This window comes from Oceanispirochaeta crateris (genome assembly GCF_008329965.1).
In the GTDB taxonomy this organism is placed as follows: domain Bacteria; phylum Spirochaetota; class Spirochaetia; order DSM-2461; family DSM-2461; genus Oceanispirochaeta; species Oceanispirochaeta crateris.
Genome location: NZ_CP036150.1, coordinates 2736859 through 2755814, shown reverse-complemented (window position 1 = coordinate 2755814; position 18956 = coordinate 2736859). Strand labels below are relative to the sequence as shown.

Here is an 18956-nt window from a genome sequence, read left to right as displayed (position 1 = left end):
ATTTGAGCTATATTTAAGTTATGGATGAGAATAAAAGAATTAAGGAAGAGATCCTGTCTTTGATGACAAATCTGGAGACTCAGGATTTGGTATTTTTACGACAACAGGCTGAGGTTCTGGAATATAATCGGAAAGTCCGTATTCAAAGGGAATCCCGTACTGAAGAAGCCACCACATCTGAGGATGCACCTGGTGATTCAGTCGTTAAGAATCCTGTTTCTGATATTCCGAAGCTGTGGATAGAGCAGACGGAAAGGCCTAAGTTTTTCAATATCTGTGTTGGGAAGGTCCGCCTTTTTATGGATTCCAGTGAAATCCGGGCGCTCTATCAAATAGCATCTGCCGCCGGTTCTGACTCAGAAGCCGGTCCGCGTCTGTTTCGATGGATTCAAAAGGAACGCAGCGATATTCTTGCTGAAGTCTATATTCCCAATGGGAAGAGCCCGGTGCTGAAAGATTTGTACCAGGCCCTTCTGGAGAGTTTTACTTCTGCCTCATAAAGGCTGAGCCTCATTTGACAGATATTGATGAATTCCTCTGGCGGCAATCCTGCCATCTCCCATTGCCAGTATGACCGTGGCGGCACCCTGCACAATATCTCCACCCGCAAATACACCTTTCATTGAGGTCATTCCATTTTCATCTACAATGATATTTCCCCATTTATTGACTTCCAGTTCGGGAGTGGTTCCCGTTACCAATGGGTTTGAGCTGTTGCCCAAAGCGGTAATGCAAGTATCAATCTCCATCTGAAATTCACTTCCCTCGATGACCTCCGGACGGGCTCTTCCCGACTCATCTGGTATTCCCAATTTATACTTAAGGCACTCAATGCCCCTGACTCTTCCATTTTCATCCCCTAAGATTCGGGAAGGGTTGGTCAATAGATCAAATATGATCCCTTCCTCCCGGGCATGGAGAACTTCCTCTTTACGGGCAGGCATTTCGGCTTCTGTTCGTCTGTAGACAATGTGAACTTCTTCCGCCCCCATCCTGAGGGCGGTTCTCGCCGCATCCATGGCTACGTTACCTCCTCCGAAAACCGCTACTTTTTTAGAGGAATACAAGGGGGTCGCTGCATTGTCTCTATCATAGGCTTTCATTAGGTTTGTTCGGGTAAGGTATTCGTTGGCAGAGAAGACCCCCACCAGATTTTCCCCTTCAATATTCATGAACTTGGGAAGCCCTGCTCCGTTTGCTACATAAACTGAATCATATCCGTCTTTTTCCATCAGTTCTTTGATTGTTCTGGTTCTACCAATGAGGTAGTCATAGATGATTTTGACTCCCAGAGCCTCCAGATTCTCTACTTCTCTGCTGACGATGGATTTTGGCAGGCGGAACTCAGGGATGCCGTACACTGTGACGCCTCCGGCTTTGTGAAATGCTTCAAAAATCGTGACATCATGACCAAGGCGGGCCAGATCGGCAGCTGTGGTTAATCCGGAAGGGCCACTGCCAACAATGGCTACCTTTTTGCCTGTAGAGGGCTGTTTTGAATCAAGAGTGCTGTGGGAACTACCGTGGTCGGCCAAAAATCGCTCAATCCTGCCTATGGCCACCGACTGGAGTGGGTCTTTTTTAATTTTACCCAGGGTGCAGAGTTGCATGCACTGCTTTTCCTGCGGACAGACTCTGCCACAAATGGCAGGAAGTATGCTGCTTTCTTGGATGATTTGGAGGGCTTCATCAAATTTATATTGTGCCGCTGCCGCGATGAATCCCGGGATGTTGATGCCTACGGGACAACCGGCAACACAGGGGGCATTCTTACAACCCAGACAACGGCTGGCTTCGACAATAACCTGGCTTTCAGTATACCCAAGGGCCACCTCATCCATATTGTGTGCTCTAATTCGGGCTTCCTGGGCCGGCATCTCCTGCTGAGGAATGGCGGCTCTCTCTTTGGCTTTTAAGTCATGAAGTCCTTCAGGCAAGTTTAGCCGGTCTTTTATATCATCAGCTTCCCGGCTCAGAAGAGCAGGTTCTCTGTATTCTGTCATGGTTGAGTTCCCCCCTTAATATGGTCTTTTGCCAATGCATCCATGCGGCATTGATGTTCTTTTTCCTGTTCTTTGTAAGAGGACATCCGGCTCATCATAGAGTTGAAATCTACTTTGTGGCCATCAAACTCAGGACCGTCGACACAGACAAATTTTGTGCTGTCTCCTACTGTGACCCTGCATCCTCCGCACATACCTGTACCGTCTACCATGATCGTATTCAGCGATACGACTGTGGGTACCGCAAAGGGACGTGTTGTTTCACTGCAGAACTTCATCATCACAGGAGGCCCAATGGCAACAACCTCTGCGGGGGGTACATCCGACTCACAAAGTTCTTTCAAGGGCTCTGTGACCAGGGCCTTGCGGCCTCTACTTCCATCATCCGTGCAGATAATCAGTTCATCCGATAGCTCTGCCATTTCATTTTCCAGTATTAATAGATCCTTGTTCCTGGCTCCCATGATGGTGATGACCCTGTTTCCGGCGGCTTTGAATGCCTGAACTATAGGATAGAGGGGAGCTGTACCAATGCCTCCACCAACACATACAACCGGGCTGCTGTGTTTCCTTATATGAGTTGGTGTCCCTAGGGGCCCCAGAACATGAGAAATGCCTTCTCCTTCCTTCATCCGGCTTAGTTGGAGGGTCGTCCCGCCTACAGCTTGAAAGATGATGGTAATACTCCCTTCCACTTCGTTGCCATCGGCAATGGTCAGGGGGATTCTTTCTCCATAATTGTCATCCATCATGAGGATTACAAATTGGCCGGCCCTTCGAGATTGGGCAATATGAGGAGCATGGAGTTTCATGAGATAGACATCAGATGAAAGCTGCTCTTTTTTGAGTATTTCAATCATAGGGGCAACTCCTGTTTTGGTTTCAGAGCCAGCTGATTTTCGACTTCTTCAATGACTGAGGCCATTGTTGCCTTATGGATCTTCGTCTTTCCCACTGTGACTGTGGGGCCATGGGAACAGTTTTCACTGCAGAAGGTCGCCTTCAAATCTATTCTGTGTTTCCATCCTTCTTGATCCATTTTGTGAGTCATTCCTGAAAGGATCTCCTGGGAACCTCTCAAGAAACAGCTGGTCCCTACACAAACGTTAATTTCAACAGGTGTTTCATGTCCCGTATTTGTCAGTTCTAGAGCCCTGTTATCGATCCTCTTGCGGCTCTGATAGTGGGTGTGCACCAGGGTATGGGCTTCTGAACTTCCTGGTTTACCACCTAAAACTTTTTCATATATCTTCTGGATGTAGGGATTTTCTTCCGGACAGTGTATGGGAGTCATATTCCCTGCTTCTTTGAGGATGGTCCTCCGTTTCTGTATGGTCTCCCTTTCGTAAGAGACAGGCTGACCCGCTCCGGCAATACAGCCACCCGGGCAGGCCATGACCTCTACAATGTCGTATTTCTCTTCGCCGGAGTCCATCTTCTGGATGAGTGTCTCTGCGTTTTTCATCCCCGATACGATTGCCATTTTGATATTAAGGTTTCCCTCCTGTAAAAGCACTTCTTTCCAACAGTCCTTTTCTTCGGGAAAGAAGGAGTCCAGGTCTTCACCATTGAGAGCCCTGGAGGCATAACGGGCTACAGCCTCTGAGACTCCATGGCTGCTGCCGAAACCAAGGCCGGATTCGGAATAGAGTCCGAAGGGGAGGTCGGGAGCCGAGGGAGGCAATTCGGAAAATACGATTCCTGCTTCTCTTATCATCCGTCCCAGTTCTTGTGTGGTCAGGACATAATCGATAAAGGGAACACCCTTGCGGCTTAGTTCGGGTCTGGTCTTCTCAAATTTCTTAGCTGTACAGGGCATTATGGAGACCATGACAATGTCCTCCTCTCCTTTCTGTTCTGTCACGGTTAACTGTTTTTTGGCCAGAGAACCCACCATTCCCTGGGGAGACATACAGCTGGATAGATTGGAGATCAGTTCGGGATGAAACTGTTCGGCATACTTGACCCATCCCGGACAACAGGATGTAAAGAGGGGCAGGTTCTCTCCCTTTGCGGCCCGTTCCAGATATTCCTGAGTTTCTTCCATCACCGTCAGGTCGGCCCCAAAGGAGGTGTCGTAGACCTCTTTGAATCCCAGGCTCTTCAAGGCTGTCATTATTTTTCCCAGAGTCACCGAAGAGTCGGGAAGATCAAACATTTCTCCTATTGAGGCTCGAACAGCCGGAGCGATTTGGGCCACAACAGATTTTTTCTTATCTGCAAGGGCATTCCAGACATCATCAATTTCACTTCTTGGAACTATGGCTCCTGTGGGGCAGACTGCCGCACATTGACCGCAGTTGATGCAGTCTACCTGGGCCAGGCTTTTATTAAATGCCGGAGTGACAACAACATCTTCTCCCCTGTAGGCAAAATCGATGGCCCCGACACCCTGAATTTCATGGCAATACCGGACGCAGTCACCGCAAAGCACACATTTGTCGGGATTGCGGATCAGGCTGGGAGAAAGCAGGTCGGGCAGACGATGTTCTCTGGTCTTTTTGTAGGGGATCTCTTTTACACCCAGATCATTGGCCAGCTCTTTCAATTTGCAGGCGCTGGATTTTTCACAGCTTGTACAGCTGTTGTCATGATTGGCCAGCAATAGTTCCAGGAGAGTCTTTCGCATTTTTCTGAGCTTGGGGGTATGGGTCTGGATGACCATGCCGTCCCGGGGTGGAGTGGAGCAGCTCGTATCTATGCCCCGGCCTTCAATGTCTACAACACAAAGACGGCAGGCTCCGTAAATACTCAACTCTGAATGATAGCAGAATGTGGGCATCTTCACCCCTGATTTCCTGATCAAAGAGAGGAGGTTTTTCTCTCCTTCAATGACAACCTTTTTTCCATTTATAGTGACACTTCCCTTCTGATTCACACTCTACCTCCTACGCTGATGGCATCGAAACGGCAAGTTTCCACACAGGCGCCGCAGCGGATACACTTTTGTTCATCAATGACATGGGCTTCCTTCCTGTTCCCTGAAATGGCGCCTGCCGGACAAACCCTCACACAGGCCGTGCAGCCCTTGCAGGATTCGGCTGCAATGGTGTAGCTCACGAGATCCTTGCAATTTCCGGTGGGACAATTCATTTCTATATGAGCATCCCATTCTTCTCTGAATTGTTTGAGTGTGGAGAGAACCGGAGAGGGGGCAGACTTTCCAAGGCCGCAGAGGGATGTCTCCTGAACGGTTTCACAGAGTTCTTCCAGAAGTGTCAGTGTCTTTTGGGTTCCTCGCCCCTGGGCAACATCATCAATCAATTCCAAAATCTGTCTGGTACCCTCCCGACAGGGGACGCATTTTCCACAGCTCTCAGACTGAGTGAATTTCATAAAAAAACGGGCAATTTGCACCATGCAGGTGCTCTTGTTCATGACAACCAGTCCGCCAGAACCGACCATGGCTCCCACAGATTTTAAAGAATCAAAATCCAAGGGAATATCCAGGTGTTTTTCAATCAGGCATCCCCCTGAGGGACCCCCTATCTGAACCGCCTTGAAATCATTGTTGTCAATTTCTCCTTTCGCATTGAGGACTCCTCCTCCAATGTTGAAGATTATCTCTCTCAGGGTGGTGCCGAAAGGGACTTCTATCAATCCGGTATTGGCTACATGTCCCGTCAGGGCAAATGTTTTGGTTCCCGGAGAGCTGGTCGTTCCGGTCTTCTTAAAGGCATCAGCACCCATTCTGATGATCAGGGGCACACAGGCCAGGGTTTCCACATTGTTCACTACAGTGGGCTTTCCCCATAATCCCTGTTCTGCTGTCCTTGGTGGTTTGACCCGGGGCATGCCCCGTCGTCCCATAATACTTTCTGTCATGGCACTGGCTTCTCCGCAGACAAAAGCTCCGGCTCCTTCCATCACATGAATATCAAAACTGAAATCAGAACCAAAGATGTTTTCTCCCAAAAAGTGACTCTTCCGGGCTTCTATGATGGCCTTCTGAATTCTTCGGACAGCCAGAGGGTATTCCATACGCACATAAACCTGACCTTCCGTTCCTCCACATGCCTTGGCTGCAATGATCATTCCTTCCAGGATGCTGTGGGGATTCCCCTCCATAACACTCCGGTCCATAAAAGCTCCCGGATCGCCTTCGTCTCCATTGCAGATGATGTACTTGTCAGGGGATTTCTGTTTGAGAGCAAGATCCCATTTTCTACCGGTGCTGAATCCCCCGCCGCCCCGGCCTCTGAGTCCGGCTTCCTTTACGATATCGCAGACTTCCTGAGGACTTTTGTTCAGGACCATGTCTCTGGCTGCCATATAACCGCCGGAATAGATGTAGTTGTTTATGTCTTCGGGGTCGATGTCTCCGCATGACTTCAGTACCATTCTGTTCTGCCTCTTGTAAAAAGAGATCTCTTCATGGTTCTTGCAGGATTGTCCCGATTGCGGTTCCTTGTAAAGGAGTTCTGTGATCACTTCTCCAGCGAGGATTGTGCGTTCTATTATATCCCTTGCATGTTCTGGTTTTACTTTGGTGTAGAGGATGTTTTCTGGTTCTATGGTGACCAGTGGTCCCACCTGACAGAATCCCTGGCATCCGCTTTTGCTGATCAGAATAGGGTCCTCCTCTCCTGGGGGAATTTCTTCTTTCAAACTGAGAGTGAGAGGGAGTTGTTTTTCTCTGATGATTTTTGCCAGGGCTTCGTGCACATCCATGGCTCCGTTAGCAATACATCCTGTTCCTGCACAGATGACAATCCTGTGGGAAAGACAGCTTTTTCTGTTTTTAAAATCTTCTTGTATTTTCTCAAGTATGGCTGTTTCCATATCAGGCCTCCATGGTCTTGTATTCTGTAATGAGTTCTTTCATCCGCTGCTTTGAGACCTGCCCGTAAACCTTGTCATTTATGACAACTGCCGGAGCCAGGCCGCATGCTCCCAGACAGGAGACAGTTTCCAAGGTGAAAAGAAGATCGTCTGTTGTATGATTCTTTTCTGAGAGATTGAGTTCTCTTTGGATTGTTTCGACCAATCCGGAAGATCCTTTGACATGACAGGCAGTGCCGTCACAAACCTTGATGATGTATTTCCCTTTGGGTTCCAGAGAAAAATGGCTGTAAAACGTGGCAATGCCAAATACTCGAGCCGGAGAGGTCCCCAGGCTGGTTGCTACAAAGGTCATGATTTCTTCTGGCAGATAGCGGTACTCTTCCTGTACGGCCTGAAGAATGGGAATGATTTTTGAAGGCTGTCTGTCGAATTTATCCAAGATTTCACAGACTTTGCTGAAATTATGTAGTTTTTCAGTATTCGCAGTGGTTTTGAGCATCTTTATGTTTCCTTTATTATCGATAAAGCTATATCGATAATAAAGTATCGTAAAAGCATGGGCATGGCAAGTAGGAATTTTAAAAATAAATTCAAAAAGGCCGGCAGAAGATTCTACCGGCCCTACGCTTAATTTATATTTTTCTTTGAGTATTGGAGATACCCCAAGAAGATCTATTAGAACTAAAGAGATGAAATTGCGGCGTCATCCGATACCTGTTTTCCAACCCAATCGATATTCCCTGTGTACGCAAGAGTACTGTCTCCACTCATTCTGGCGTTCAGGATACCGTTCATATCAAGGCTAACTGCTCCGTCATTGGATGCTCTCACTGATGTTATGCTATTTCCAGGAAAAACGGCATCAATTGAAGAGTTACCAGTTGCATTTATGTCGGCATATTGCACATTCAGATTGTTGAAGATTCCTGATCCCTGTGTGAAATTGGCATTAAACTGTTTGGCTTCACCCGAAATAGTCACTTCAGAATTACCCATTGAATCAACTGTGAGGAGTTTTGTGTTTACTTCAGCAGTTAATTCTGTATAGGCGCCGGCGTAAACGGTTAATTCATTGACAGCCAGAGTATCGGAAACATTCAGGGCGCTTCTATTCATCAGGCTGATGGAAAGAGAGTCCAGGTTGAAATCACCTTCAATTGTTCCCATGGAAGCTTTTGTTAGAAACAGACTTTCCAGAGAAGGAGTGCTGATAACAACGGAAACAGGATACTTTGCATTAGATTCAAGGTAAAGATAACCGTCTGTTTCTTCCATATCTACCATATCAACAAAGGATTTGTCCCCTGTGATAGACACTTGGGCTGTGTCTGATTTTACAATTGTAAAATCAGAAATGCCTTTAAGGGCCAGTTCTTCAATGCTTGTAAATTCTTTGTTTAGGGTTTTGGTCTGACCACTTCCTGTTACTGTTCCAAAGGCAAATGCCCCTGTAGAAAAAACCAAAGACATCAGGGCAATCCCGATCACAGAAATACTTTTCTTTGTCATATTCATAATTAACTCCTCAAATAATTTATTTGTACTCACTACTATTGCAATAGCTGTGCCAAGTTGTTTGTAGTTTTTTTAAATGATTGTATGGTAAAGAAATAAGAATAAAATGATAGTTTAGTCCTTTGATAGAACCCCGGGAATAAAATTCTATTTGTTTGAAAAGTGGGAAGAATATTCGCACTTTCATCAACATTTTTTTTTGATTATCATCATTATTATGAAAAAGTTTAAAAACAGAGTTCCCATATTCATATATTTTACTCTGGTCTTCGGTCTGGTCATGGCATCTCTCTCGACCAATTATATTATCAAAGACTCTCAAGCGCGAGCCTTGCGTCTGGTTGAAGAGAACTATACGCGATCAGCCTTTAAAGTTTTATCAACCTACCCTGATTTCACAGATGAACAGATGCGGTATCATAAAGAGGAAATTTCAGGCCTTGTCATTATTGATGAGCAGGGACAGACCATCTATGACTACGGTGTTATTAAAGAGGACCCACGGATTTTCGATTTGGATGAACAGAATAATATATATCTGAACATGGAAGAGGACCTTGTGGTTGTCAATATTATTCCCGAATTGCTTTTTCGCCCCGAGCAAGTTGACTTTGTTGACAACACAATGTCTTTTGAAGAAAGAAAGGTTCACATACATATAGAATTTCAGAACGATTACCTCGTTAAGAAAATCAAGAGGACTGATATTCAGCATGGATTTATTCAATTTTTTCTAATTGCTTTTTTCTCCCTTGCCATTTTCTACTACCAAAAGGGATTGAATCTGAGCAGAAGACTTAATGAGCAGAAGAGTCTTGTCATCCTGGGAACTGCATTAAGAACCCTGACCCATGAGATGAAAAATCCCTTAAGCGCCATCAAGCTCCAAGGTTCTCTTCTGGAGAAGAAATATCCCCAAATTGAAGCAAGAGACACCAGAATTATCATTGATGAGGTGGATCGTCTGACCCGTCTCATGGAAACAGTCCGGGATTTCCTCAAAACTCCTGCTGAAGAATCCTCCAGAATCAGCCTCAATCTTTCGTTAAACGAGTTGAAGGCAACATACCCTGAATCAATAACATGGGATATTCCAGAGAAGGAACTGTTCATTGAATTTAACAGAGACCGGTTTCGCTCTGTAATGGAAAATCTAGTGAACAATGCTCTTGAAAGCGGGTCTGATCCAAGGGGTATTTCAGTTCATTGCATGGCTTTAAAAAAGACAGTGAATATCAGTGTCAAAGACGAGGGTTCTGGTATTCCAGAAGAGATCCAGAAGAGGATGTTTGATCCTTTTTATACCACAAAAACCAAGGGGAGCGGTGTCGGTCTTATGGTAGTGAAGAAATTTCTTGATGAAAAAAACTGCTTTATGAAAATCAACTCATCAGAAGGCAAAGGGACAACCGTCTCATTTTGGCTTCCCCTAAAATAAGGTTCTAGAGGAATATGCAAATATGAAAGTTTTAATTGTTGATGATGAGACGAATATTCGTGAGATCGTTGTGAAGCTCTTGAATCTGGAGGGAATTGAGGGACTCTCCGCAGAAAACGGTTTCGCTGCCCAGCGTATTGTTGAAAGTGATGACGTTGATATTATTGTCAGTGACCTCAAAATGCCTGGAATGGATGGTCTTGAATTATTGGCTTGGCTGAAGGAAAAATCCTTTGATATTCCCATGATTATGATTTCAGCCTTTGGTCAGGCAGATGATGCCGTCAAGGCTCTCAAACTAGGGGCCTATGACTACATGGTAAAACCCTTTGAACCGGATGTTCTGATTCATCGGATTAAAAATGCGGCCAATGCCCAATCACTGAAACGAGCCCTCTATTCTAAAGAGCAAAATGACAGCTACATCGCCCATTCTTCAAGGATGAAGCAGATGAAAAAGAGAATTCAGAGAATAGCCCCGACCCCTTCGACGGTTCTCATCACAGGTGAAAGTGGAAGTGGAAAGGAGGTTACTGCCCGATATATTCATCAGCTCTCCGGTCATGCGGAGGGGCCCTTTTTGAGCATCAATGTGGGGGGTGTCCCCGAGGAGCTTCTTGAAAGTGAACTCTTCGGTCATGAAAAAGGGGCTTTTACGGGTGCTGACAGAAGGAAAATCGGTCTTTTTGAGGCTGCAGCAGAGGGGACTCTGTTCCTTGATGAAATTGGAGAAATGTCTTCAGGCATGCAGGTTAAACTGCTTCGAGTCCTCCAGGAAAAGAGGATCAGAAGACTGGGTGGCATCGAGGAAATTCCCATCAAAGCCAGAATTATTTCTGCTACCAATAAGACTCTTGAGGACTCAGTTAAAAAGGGGAGCTTCCGGGAAGATCTATTTTACCGTCTCAATGTAGCCCGCCTGGAACTTCCGCCCCTAAGGGAGAGAAAGGAAGATATCATTCCCTTGGCATCACTTCTGCTTAAGAATTTGAATTTAAAGATGGGGAGCTCCATAAACAACATTAGCCCAGAGGCTGTTATGCTTCTTGAATCTTACTCATTTCCCGGCAATATAAGAGAATTGGAAAATATTCTGGAAAGGGCCTGTATCTATGTAGATGAGACTACGATCCGCCCTGAAGATCTGGAGTTGCCCAGTTCAACCGGTGTGGTTCATGTTCAGGAAAAACCGGGTACTTTGCGTGCCATGGAAAAGGAACTCATTCTGGAGTCTCTTCTCCGCTGGGAGGGAAACAGGACCAAAGCCGCCCAGGAACTCGGCATTACCAGAAGAACCATACAAAACAAACTCATTGAGTATGGGATGGCCGACAGGCTGGACTGATTCCACTAGGCCCGTTCTGTCCATTGGTGGTCTTCTGTCTTTTAGACACGGGTGGGAGCCCTTCTTCAGGGTTCTATAAATAATTTTCAATTAAATTTTCATTTCTCTTGACAGAATCCTCAATTTTAAAGATATTAAAATATCGATAATAAAATATCTATAAATGGGAGAGTAATATGGCAGTTATGAATTTTTCTATTCCAAGAGACATCGTATATGGTGAAGGTTCTATGGAAAAGCTTGCGACACTCAAAGGTAAAAAAGCGGCTTTAGTAACAGGCGGAAGCTCCATGAAAAAGTTCGGCTTTCTCGATCAGGCTGAAAAGCTACTTCAAAAAGCGGGAATGGAAACGATTATCATAGATGGTGTTGAGCCTAACCCCTCTGTTCTTACGGTCAAAAGAGGCGCTGCCGAAATGAATGCTTTTAATCCTGATTGGATTGTGGCCATTGGGGGTGGTTCCGCATTAGATGCTGCCAAAATCATGTGGTGTTTCTATGAACATCCCAAGCTTAGCTTCGAGGATATTATTGAACCCGGTTCTATGCCTGCTCTGCGGAATAAAGCCAAATTCGTGGCTATTCCCTCAACCAGCGGAACCGCTTCTGAAATTACAGCCTTTTCAGTCATCACGGACACTGAAAATCATATAAAATATCCCATTGTTGCCGGAGATATGGTTCCCGATTTAGCTATACTTGATCCGGCTCTGCCTGCAAAAATGCCGCCTCATATTACTGCCAATACTGGGATGGACGTTATGGCACACGCCGTGGAGGCCGTGGCTTCAACCGCAGCCAGCTGTTTTACCGACCCCTATGCTATGGAAGCCATAAAGTTGGTCCTGGCAAACCTGGAAACTGCTTTTAAGAGTGGTAATGATATGGAAGCTCGCTATAACATGCATAATGCTTCCTGTCTGGCTGGAATGGCCTTTACAAATGCCTCTCTGGGACTGGTTCACTCTCTTGCCCATAAAATCGGTGGTGAGTTCGGTGTCACCCATGGTCTGGCAAATGCCATAATGCTGCCCTATATCATAGACTTCAATAGAAAGTTTACAGACAAATACAGCATGGTTGAAAAGAACATAGGTATAAAAGATCTGGCCGAAGCATTGAGGGGACTGAACAAGGCGCTGGGTATTCCCTCCTGTTTTAAAGACTGCAAAGAAGTGGATTTTAATGAAGAAAAGTTTCTGGACGTCCTGGATCGAATGAGTAAGAATGCCCACGGAGATCCTTGCACTCTTACGAATCCAGGGGCTCCAACAGTGGCCGATGTAAAAGCCATTTACGAAGCTTCCTACTATGGGAAAAGCATGAAATAACTGGGTATAAAGAAGAGATCCTCGCTTCTCTTTCTCTATATAATACTGATGCGGCTGTGTACTTTTCTGTCAGGAACGTACACAGCCTTTTTTATTGGAGTCTTCTAGTCTGACTCTTTTTTTCCAAGATAGTAGTTGTAATCACCTTCGTAAATATTCATTTTTCCATGATCTATTTCAAAGACTCTATTCACCAGATGTTTGAGAAAATAACGGTCATGGCTGACAATGATAATCGTCCCTTCAAATTTCTGGAGAGCTTCCAATAGCACTTCACGGCTGGCAATATCCAAATGGTTCGTTGGTTCATCGAGCATGAGAAAGTTGATCGGACGGGCTAAAAGGGATGCCAGCATGACGCGGCTCTTTTCTCCCCCCGAGAGGACATTTATTTTTTTGTCCGTGTCATCCCCAGAAAACTGGAAAGCCCCCAGTAAGCTTTTGATGCTTCCCACAGATTCTCTCGGCAGCAGGGCAGCCAGCTCTTCAAAAATCGTACTCTCCATATTGAGGCTGTCTCCTGAATATTGGCTGAAATAACCCGCATTCACACTGGCTCCCAGTTCGCTCCGGCCTTCACTGGCCTCAGTCAGGGACGCCAGGACTTTGAGAAGTGTTGATTTTCCCGCTCCGTTAATACCAGTGAGGGCAATCTTGTTTCCCCGCTCAACTACACCGCTTACCCCGCTGAATACGGGGTGAAGTGTTCCGTTTTCCAAAGGCCATGCTTTTCCGAGATTTTCCATTCTGACAACAACATCTCCGCTGCGGGGACAGGGAGTGAATTTAAATTTCATCACCTTGGGGTCCGGCGGTATGACAACCCTCTCCATCTTTTCTATCATCTTGACCCTGGACTGTACTTGAGCAGCATGGGAGGCTCTGGCGGCAAAACGGGCAATAAACTCCTCTTCTTTGGCCAACATGGCCTGCTGTCTCCGGCTGGCAGCAAGCAGCTGTTCTCTTCGGATTTCTCTTTCTCTCAGATAGAAATCATAGTCGCCCGAGTAGCTGTTGATGCTTTCTCCGGCAGCCTCTACGGTTCTCCCGCAGATTCTGGTCATAAACTCCCGGTCATGGCTGGTCATCATGAGTGCCCCTTTGAAGGACTTAAGCCACTCTTCAAGCCAGAGTATGGATTCAATATCCAGGTGATTGGTCGGTTCGTCCATGAGGAGTACATCCGGATTGAGCAGGAGTATTCGGGCCAAGGCTATCCGCATCTTCCATCCACCGCTGAAGTTTTCAAGACTCTGGTTTTGCCTGGTTTCGGGAATCCCAAGGCCATCCAGGATGGCCCGGGCATTGCTTTCAAGTTCGTAGCCGCCCCTGTTCTGATACTCCATCTGGATTTCTCCATAGCGGTTCATGAATTTTTCCATGTCGTCATCACTCATCTTTTCCATAGTGTCACTATCGGACATGGTATGTTCCATCTCTTCCAGCAGGAGGCTCAACTCATGGACTTTTCCAGCCCCTTGAAGGACCTCTTCCAGGGCCGATTTTCCCTTCATTTCACCTACATCCTGAGAAAAATAACCTACAACAACTCCGGGATCTATGCTGACCGTTCCTTCGTCGGGCTGTTCTTCTCCGGCAATGAGCCGGAAAATCGTCGTTTTTCCTGAACCATTGGGTCCCACAAGACCTATCTTATCCTGAGGGCGGATCAGTACAGAGGAATTTTGAAAGAGGATGCGTTCACCATAGGCGACGCGGATGTTGGATAAGTTGACCATTGAAGAAGACTCCCGGATTGTTTTAAAGAGATTTTCAAACGTTGTTCCTCAGTAGAATTAGAATATATTCTTGAAAATATCAATCCTAAAAGGAAGGGTTTCTGGTATACTGTATTCCATGAAATTGAATTGTCTGGACTGTAAAACCAAGAACTGCCGTAAAACAGGAGCCGATTGTTACGGACTGAAAGAGAATAGTCTTGATATCTATGACGATCAGGAAACTTTGGACATGGTCCGTTCCAGCGGGCGTCTTGTAGACAATGGAAGAGCCGGTTCTCTCTCCCGGTTTCAGGAAGTGATAGAGTTCTGTACTCTCCAGGGGTATAAAAAAATAGGCCTGGCCTACTGTTTCGGTTTAGAATCCCTGGCTGAGGAAATACGGGAGAAAATGAGTGCTTCGGGTCTGAGTCTTGTTCCGGCACGCTGCTCTATGGGAGCTGTGAAAGAGTGTGAAATCGATCCTGATAAAACAAGTGAAGTATATTCCTGCAACCCTGCCGGGCAGGCTGTCTTCCTCAACGATAATGCAGATTTTGTGATCGAGGTAGGACTCTGTCTTGGCCACGACGTTATTTTTCACCAGCAGCTCAAGGTCCCTTTTACGGTTCTTCTTGTCAAAGACAGGACCAATGAGCACAATCCTCTCAAGGGGATCAGGGAATATCAGGTTACAAATGAACCGTAATTCTGCTCTATCCTGTCAATAAAGGCCTCTCTTTTCTGCGAATATTACCCCATTCAGGGTCAAAAGAGATCTAAAAAAGAAAAGCTTGACATATTTAGCTTTAAGTCCTTTCCTCTATGGAATTTCCTTCATGAATAGAGTACTGTGACTAGAATTTAAATATTGGAATGAAATAAGGAACTTCAATGCCCCATAATAACAACAGTTTTAATAAAGAACTGAGAAATATTGCCATTATAGCCCACGTTGACCATGGCAAGACCACTCTGGTTGACTCAATGTTCAAACAAAGTGGTACCTTTCGAGAAGGAAAGGAAACAGAAGAAAGGCTGATGGACAGCATGGATCTTGAACGGGAGCGTGGAATCACCATTGCCGCCAAGAACTGTTCCATCGTTTGGAAAGGTGTCAAAATCAATATCCTCGATACCCCGGGGCATGCGGATTTCGGTGGAGAAGTAGAACGGGCACTGTCAATGGTAGATGGTGTATTACTTTTGGTTGATGCTTCTGAAGGCCCTCTGCCACAAACGCGGTTTGTTCTGGCTAAAGCACTCAATGCCGGTTTGTCCGTCGTCATCGTCATAAATAAAATAGATAGGCCTGACGCTCGTCCAGAGGCCGTTCTCAGTGAGGTCTATGACCTGCTTATTGATCTGGATGCCCACGATGATCAGCTGGAATGTCCTGTTCTTTTTGCCGATGGCCGTGCAGGAATCGCCAAGTTGAATTTAGAGGATAAGACTGAGAATCTTCATGTGCTGATGGATACAATTCTCAAAGAAATTCCCCCTCCATCCTACAATGATGCTGAACCCTTTCAGATGTTGGTGACCGACCTGTCCTATTCGGATTATCTGGGCCGTCTTGCCATTGGCAAGGTCGTTCATGGGCATGTTAAATCAAGAGATGCCCTTGTCTGTATCAAGGATAAAGGCAAACAGGCTTCTTTGAATGTTACAAAATTGCAGGTCTATGAAGGGCCTTCTCTCAAGGAAACAGACTCGGCCAGCCCTGGAGATATTGTGGTTATGGCAGGGATTGAAGATGTGCATATCGGAGATACGATCTGTACCAAAGTCAATCCTAAGGCTCTCAAGAGGATCACCGTTGATGAACCGACTGTTTCCATGCGTTTCACACCCAATACGTCGCCCACCATGGGGCAAGAGGGAAAATTCGTTCAGTCCAGTAAGATACGGGAGCGTCTTGAAAAAGAGACAATGCTGAATGTTTCCATCAAAGTAGAGGAATTTCCAGATAAGGAAGGTTTTGTCGTCAAGGGGCGGGGAGAGTTCCAGATGGTTATCCTCATCGAGACGATGAGACGGGAAGGTTTTGAGCTTTGCGTAGGACGTCCCGAAGTTATTTTTCATCACAAAGATGGGAAAGTCATGGAACCCATTGAACATCTCTATGTGGACTGTGAAGAAGAGTATACCGGCGTCGTTACAGAAAAACTTTCCAAGAGGAAAGGACGAATGGTCAGCTATGTTAATCATGAGCATGGCCGGGTTCGTCTTGAATTTTCAGTCCCTTCAAGAGCCCTGATAGGTTACCGGGATGAATTCCTCACCGATACCAGAGGAACTGGTATTATGAACTCTCTCATTTCCGATTATGAAGAGTATCGCGGAGATTTTCCCGATCGTCATTCCGGGGCTTTGATTGCCGATAGAACCGGAGAAGCCGTTCCCTATGCTCTTTACAATCTGGAACCCAGAGGTCAGCTATTTGTGTCCCCCGGCGATGTTGTGTATGAAGGCATGATCGTGGGAGAACATAACCGTGAGAATGATTTGAATGTGAATGCTTGTAAAACCAAGAAACTGTCCAATGTTCGTGCCTCTGGGAAGGATGATGCTGTTGTTTTGACTCCTGTAATCCCTATGACTCTGGAACGTGGTATCCAGTTCCTCCGGGAAGATGAACTGATGGAGGTTACTCCCAAGTCCATCCGTCTAAGGAAGGTTCTCCTTGCGGCATCAGCCCGTAAGGTGAATGATAAGAAAGGCTGACAGACACTATCCTGAATGATAATAAAAAAAACCCAGTCTGTGACTGGGTTTTTTTTATTGGGATTAGAGGGAGGAAATATGAAGTCCTCCGTCCACATGGATAACAGATCCTGTAGAGAAGGGGAAGTCTTCCGCTGCGAGGCTGGCAATGGCCTTGCCAATGTCCTCTGGATAGCCCCAGCGTTTTTGGGGGACAAGACCCTCCGCAATGAGGCTGTCGTATTTTTCTTTTACTGCCCCTGTCATATCTGTCAGGATAATTCCAGGCCTGAGTTCATACACTCCTATGTTCTCTTCGGCTAGACGCCGGGCAAACAGTTTTGTTGCCATGGAGAGGCCGGCCTTGGCCATACAGTATTCTCCTCTGTTGATGGATACCATCTCGGCAGAAACGGATGTTATGAATATAAGACTGCGGAATCCCCGTTCTTCAGAGGGAAGAGTCATCCAATATTTAGATACTAGCTGACTCATATAAAAAGAGCCTTTGAGGTTTGTCCCCATCAGCCGATCAAAAGAATCCTCTGTCATTTCCAGAATATCCTTCCGTTCTTTGGGAGCCACTCCCGCATTATTGACAAGACCATGTATATCTCCGAAATGACGGATTACCGAATCCAGGAGAGTCTGGCGGCTGGCAGAATCAGAAATGTCACCCTGAAATGCCTCAAATTTGCCAGTATGTCCTGATTTTTCGGCAGCTTCGCGACATAATGACAATGTTTCTTCTGCCGCTTCTCTATTCCCTGCATAGTTCACAGCGACACTGAAACCTTTCTCGGCCAGCTTCTGAGCAATCCCTCTTCCTATTCCCCGGCTTGAACCTGTTACCAGGATAACTTTCTGTTTATGGGCCATGGTTGACTCTCCTTTATTTTGCATTATTTTATTGTTGCGTGCAATTATGTCAATATCCCCCGACGGCATCAGCTGTGTTTAAGATCTGTTTTATTGCACTCAACAGGCAATCAGGGTATCATTCAAGCCAAGATTTATGGAAAAGAGGACAGAATTGCCAAAGAGAATTACTGTTTATGATATAGCTGAAGAGTTGAATATTTCAACGAGTACTGTTTCCCGGGTTTTGAATAACTCTTCTCTTATCAGTGATGAACGATCCCGTCAGATCCGGGATACCGCAGAGAAGATGGGATACCGTAAAAGAGTCATCAAGAAACATATTAACCGTGTGATCCTGAATCTACACCTCTTCCTTCCGGAAACAAATAATCAGCTGACCCACTTTTTTTACAATATGTCTGATTTGATAGAATCCATTCAGGAGGGATTCGGTGAAGTCCGATTGAATTTTATAACCAGGGTCAATGATGGAAATCTTGAGTTTTTGGAACGGAAAAAAACCGGGCAAATTGATGGATGTGTTTTTGCTTTTACCAGTCCTTCTCTAAAACTTCAAAAAGAGTTGAATAACAGGTCTATTCCTTACATTTTACTGAATAGAACATCGAAAAATGGGAATTTCATAGCCTACGATGTTCCTCAAGGGATAAGACTTCTGTCGCAAAAGATGATTGATAAAAAGGGTGCGGGCCTTAGGCCCTGCTATCTCGGATTCGAAAAACTCCCAGCAGTTTCCCAGGAACGCTATGAGACTGCTCTTGAATTTTTTAGAGAAAAGGGAATCCATTTTGATAAAACATCATCCCTTGATATTCATTCTTTGGATGAAATCCCGTCTAAAGCTGTTCAATGGGTTCAGGAGAATGGGTTTAATGCTGTCCTGGCATTTAATGACCTCATTGCGCTTTCCTTTCTGCAAGCTTGCCAGTATTCTGGTTTGAGAATTCCTGAAGATATCATGCTCACAGGCTTTGATGACTCACCCATACAGAATATTCTTGGAAGAAAAATTGACACTATCAGCCTCTCTATTCCTTTACTGGGAAAGATGGCCGGACAATGGCTGAAATCTAATATCATTGACAGAGATCAGAAGGAATTGAAAGAAATACTCACCGTCAGTTATGTCCAGGGGCAAACTCTTTCTTGATGTACTGTCTTTTTGACCTGTCCCATCCCTAGACATTGATACGAATGAGGCCGGGCAGAGTTTTCTTAGAGATAGTTGACATG

The 18956-nt window shown here is 45.6% G+C and carries 15 protein-coding genes; 7 read left to right on the top strand and 8 right to left on the bottom strand.

The window, feature by feature from the left end; all coding sequences use genetic code 11:
• The first annotated feature begins 20 nt into the window (after window positions 1-20).
• Window positions 21-500 (top strand): hypothetical protein, encoded by a 480-nt coding sequence (locus tag EXM22_RS12475; RefSeq protein WP_149486842.1) that lies wholly within the window; start codon window positions 21-23, stop codon window positions 498-500.
• Here the strand turns inward: EXM22_RS12475 and gltA are convergent.
• The 6 genes from gltA to EXM22_RS12445 form a co-directional block, all read right to left on the bottom strand.
• Entirely contained in the window at window positions 495-2003 is a 1509-nt protein-coding gene (gene gltA / locus EXM22_RS12470; RefSeq protein ID WP_149486841.1) for an NADPH-dependent glutamate synthase, read from the bottom strand. The two genes, EXM22_RS12475 and gltA, sit on opposite strands and share 6 nt — an antisense overlap.
• Window positions 2000-2863 carry a sulfide/dihydroorotate dehydrogenase-like FAD/NAD-binding protein gene (locus tag EXM22_RS12465; RefSeq protein WP_149486840.1) on the bottom strand — a complete coding sequence of 288 codons (864 nt, stop codon included), beginning with the start codon at window positions 2861-2863 and terminating at the stop codon, window positions 2000-2002. The genes gltA and EXM22_RS12465 overlap by 4 nt, the downstream gene beginning before the upstream one ends.
• Window positions 2860-4881 carry a [FeFe] hydrogenase, group A gene (locus tag EXM22_RS12460; RefSeq protein WP_210411474.1) on the bottom strand — a complete coding sequence of 674 codons (2022 nt, stop codon included), beginning with the start codon at window positions 4879-4881 and terminating at the stop codon, window positions 2860-2862. The genes EXM22_RS12465 and EXM22_RS12460 overlap by 4 nt, the downstream gene beginning before the upstream one ends.
• The gene (locus tag EXM22_RS12455; RefSeq protein ID WP_149486839.1) at window positions 4878-6785 is read right to left on the bottom strand and encodes an NADH-ubiquinone oxidoreductase-F iron-sulfur binding region domain-containing protein; all 1908 of its coding nucleotides are present in this window, start codon (window positions 6783-6785) and stop codon (window positions 4878-4880) included. The genes EXM22_RS12460 and EXM22_RS12455 overlap by 4 nt, the downstream gene beginning before the upstream one ends.
• 1 nt (window position 6786) lies before the next feature.
• Window positions 6787-7287, bottom strand: a complete 501-nt coding sequence (locus tag EXM22_RS12450) for an NADH-quinone oxidoreductase subunit NuoE family protein (RefSeq protein WP_149486838.1) — start codon at window positions 7285-7287, stop codon at window positions 6787-6789.
• Window positions 7288-7469: 182 nt separating this feature from the next.
• The gene (locus tag EXM22_RS12445) at window positions 7470-8303 is read right to left on the bottom strand and encodes a GIN domain-containing protein (protein ID WP_149486837.1); all 834 of its coding nucleotides are present in this window, start codon (window positions 8301-8303) and stop codon (window positions 7470-7472) included.
• Between the two features lie 217 nt (window positions 8304-8520).
• Here EXM22_RS12445 and EXM22_RS12440 point away from each other — a divergent pair, with 217 nt between their 5' ends.
• From EXM22_RS12440 to EXM22_RS12430, 3 genes are all read left to right on the top strand, one after another.
• Window positions 8521-9741 carry a sensor histidine kinase gene (locus EXM22_RS12440; protein ID WP_149486836.1) on the top strand — a complete coding sequence of 407 codons (1221 nt, stop codon included), beginning with the start codon at window positions 8521-8523 and terminating at the stop codon, window positions 9739-9741.
• Between the two features lie 22 nt (window positions 9742-9763).
• Window positions 9764-11086 carry a sigma-54-dependent transcriptional regulator gene (locus EXM22_RS12435; protein WP_149486835.1) on the top strand — a complete coding sequence of 441 codons (1323 nt, stop codon included), beginning with the start codon at window positions 9764-9766 and terminating at the stop codon, window positions 11084-11086.
• A gap of 176 nt (window positions 11087-11262) precedes the next feature.
• On the top strand, window positions 11263-12417 hold the full coding sequence (locus EXM22_RS12430; RefSeq protein WP_149486834.1) for an iron-containing alcohol dehydrogenase: 1155 nt from the start codon (window positions 11263-11265) through the stop codon (window positions 12415-12417).
• Between the two features lie 104 nt (window positions 12418-12521).
• Here the strand turns inward: EXM22_RS12430 and EXM22_RS12425 are convergent, their stop codons facing one another.
• Complete coding sequence (locus EXM22_RS12425) at window positions 12522-14156, bottom strand: ABC-F family ATP-binding cassette domain-containing protein (RefSeq protein WP_149486833.1); 1635 nt, start codon at window positions 14154-14156, stop codon at window positions 12522-12524.
• Between the two features lie 118 nt (window positions 14157-14274).
• On the opposite strand from EXM22_RS12425, the gene EXM22_RS12420 reads away from it, so the two are divergent.
• Window positions 14275-14844 (top strand): DUF1847 domain-containing protein, encoded by a 570-nt coding sequence (locus EXM22_RS12420; RefSeq protein ID WP_149486832.1) that lies wholly within the window; start codon window positions 14275-14277, stop codon window positions 14842-14844.
• A gap of 185 nt (window positions 14845-15029) precedes the next feature.
• The gene (gene typA / locus EXM22_RS12415; protein ID WP_149486831.1) at window positions 15030-16862 is read left to right on the top strand and encodes a translational GTPase TypA; all 1833 of its coding nucleotides are present in this window, start codon (window positions 15030-15032) and stop codon (window positions 16860-16862) included.
• A 63-nt stretch (window positions 16863-16925) separates the two neighbouring features.
• Here the strand turns inward: typA and EXM22_RS12410 are convergent, their stop codons facing one another.
• Window positions 16926-17720, bottom strand: coding sequence for a 3-ketoacyl-ACP reductase (locus tag EXM22_RS12410; protein WP_149486830.1), 795 nt, complete (start codon window positions 17718-17720; stop codon window positions 16926-16928).
• 136 nt (window positions 17721-17856) lie between these two features.
• Between EXM22_RS12410 and EXM22_RS12405 the strand changes: the two genes are divergently transcribed.
• Window positions 17857-18873 carry a LacI family DNA-binding transcriptional regulator gene (locus EXM22_RS12405; RefSeq protein ID WP_149486829.1) on the top strand — a complete coding sequence of 339 codons (1017 nt, stop codon included), beginning with the start codon at window positions 17857-17859 and terminating at the stop codon, window positions 18871-18873.
• Window positions 18874-18956 lie beyond the last annotated feature (83 nt).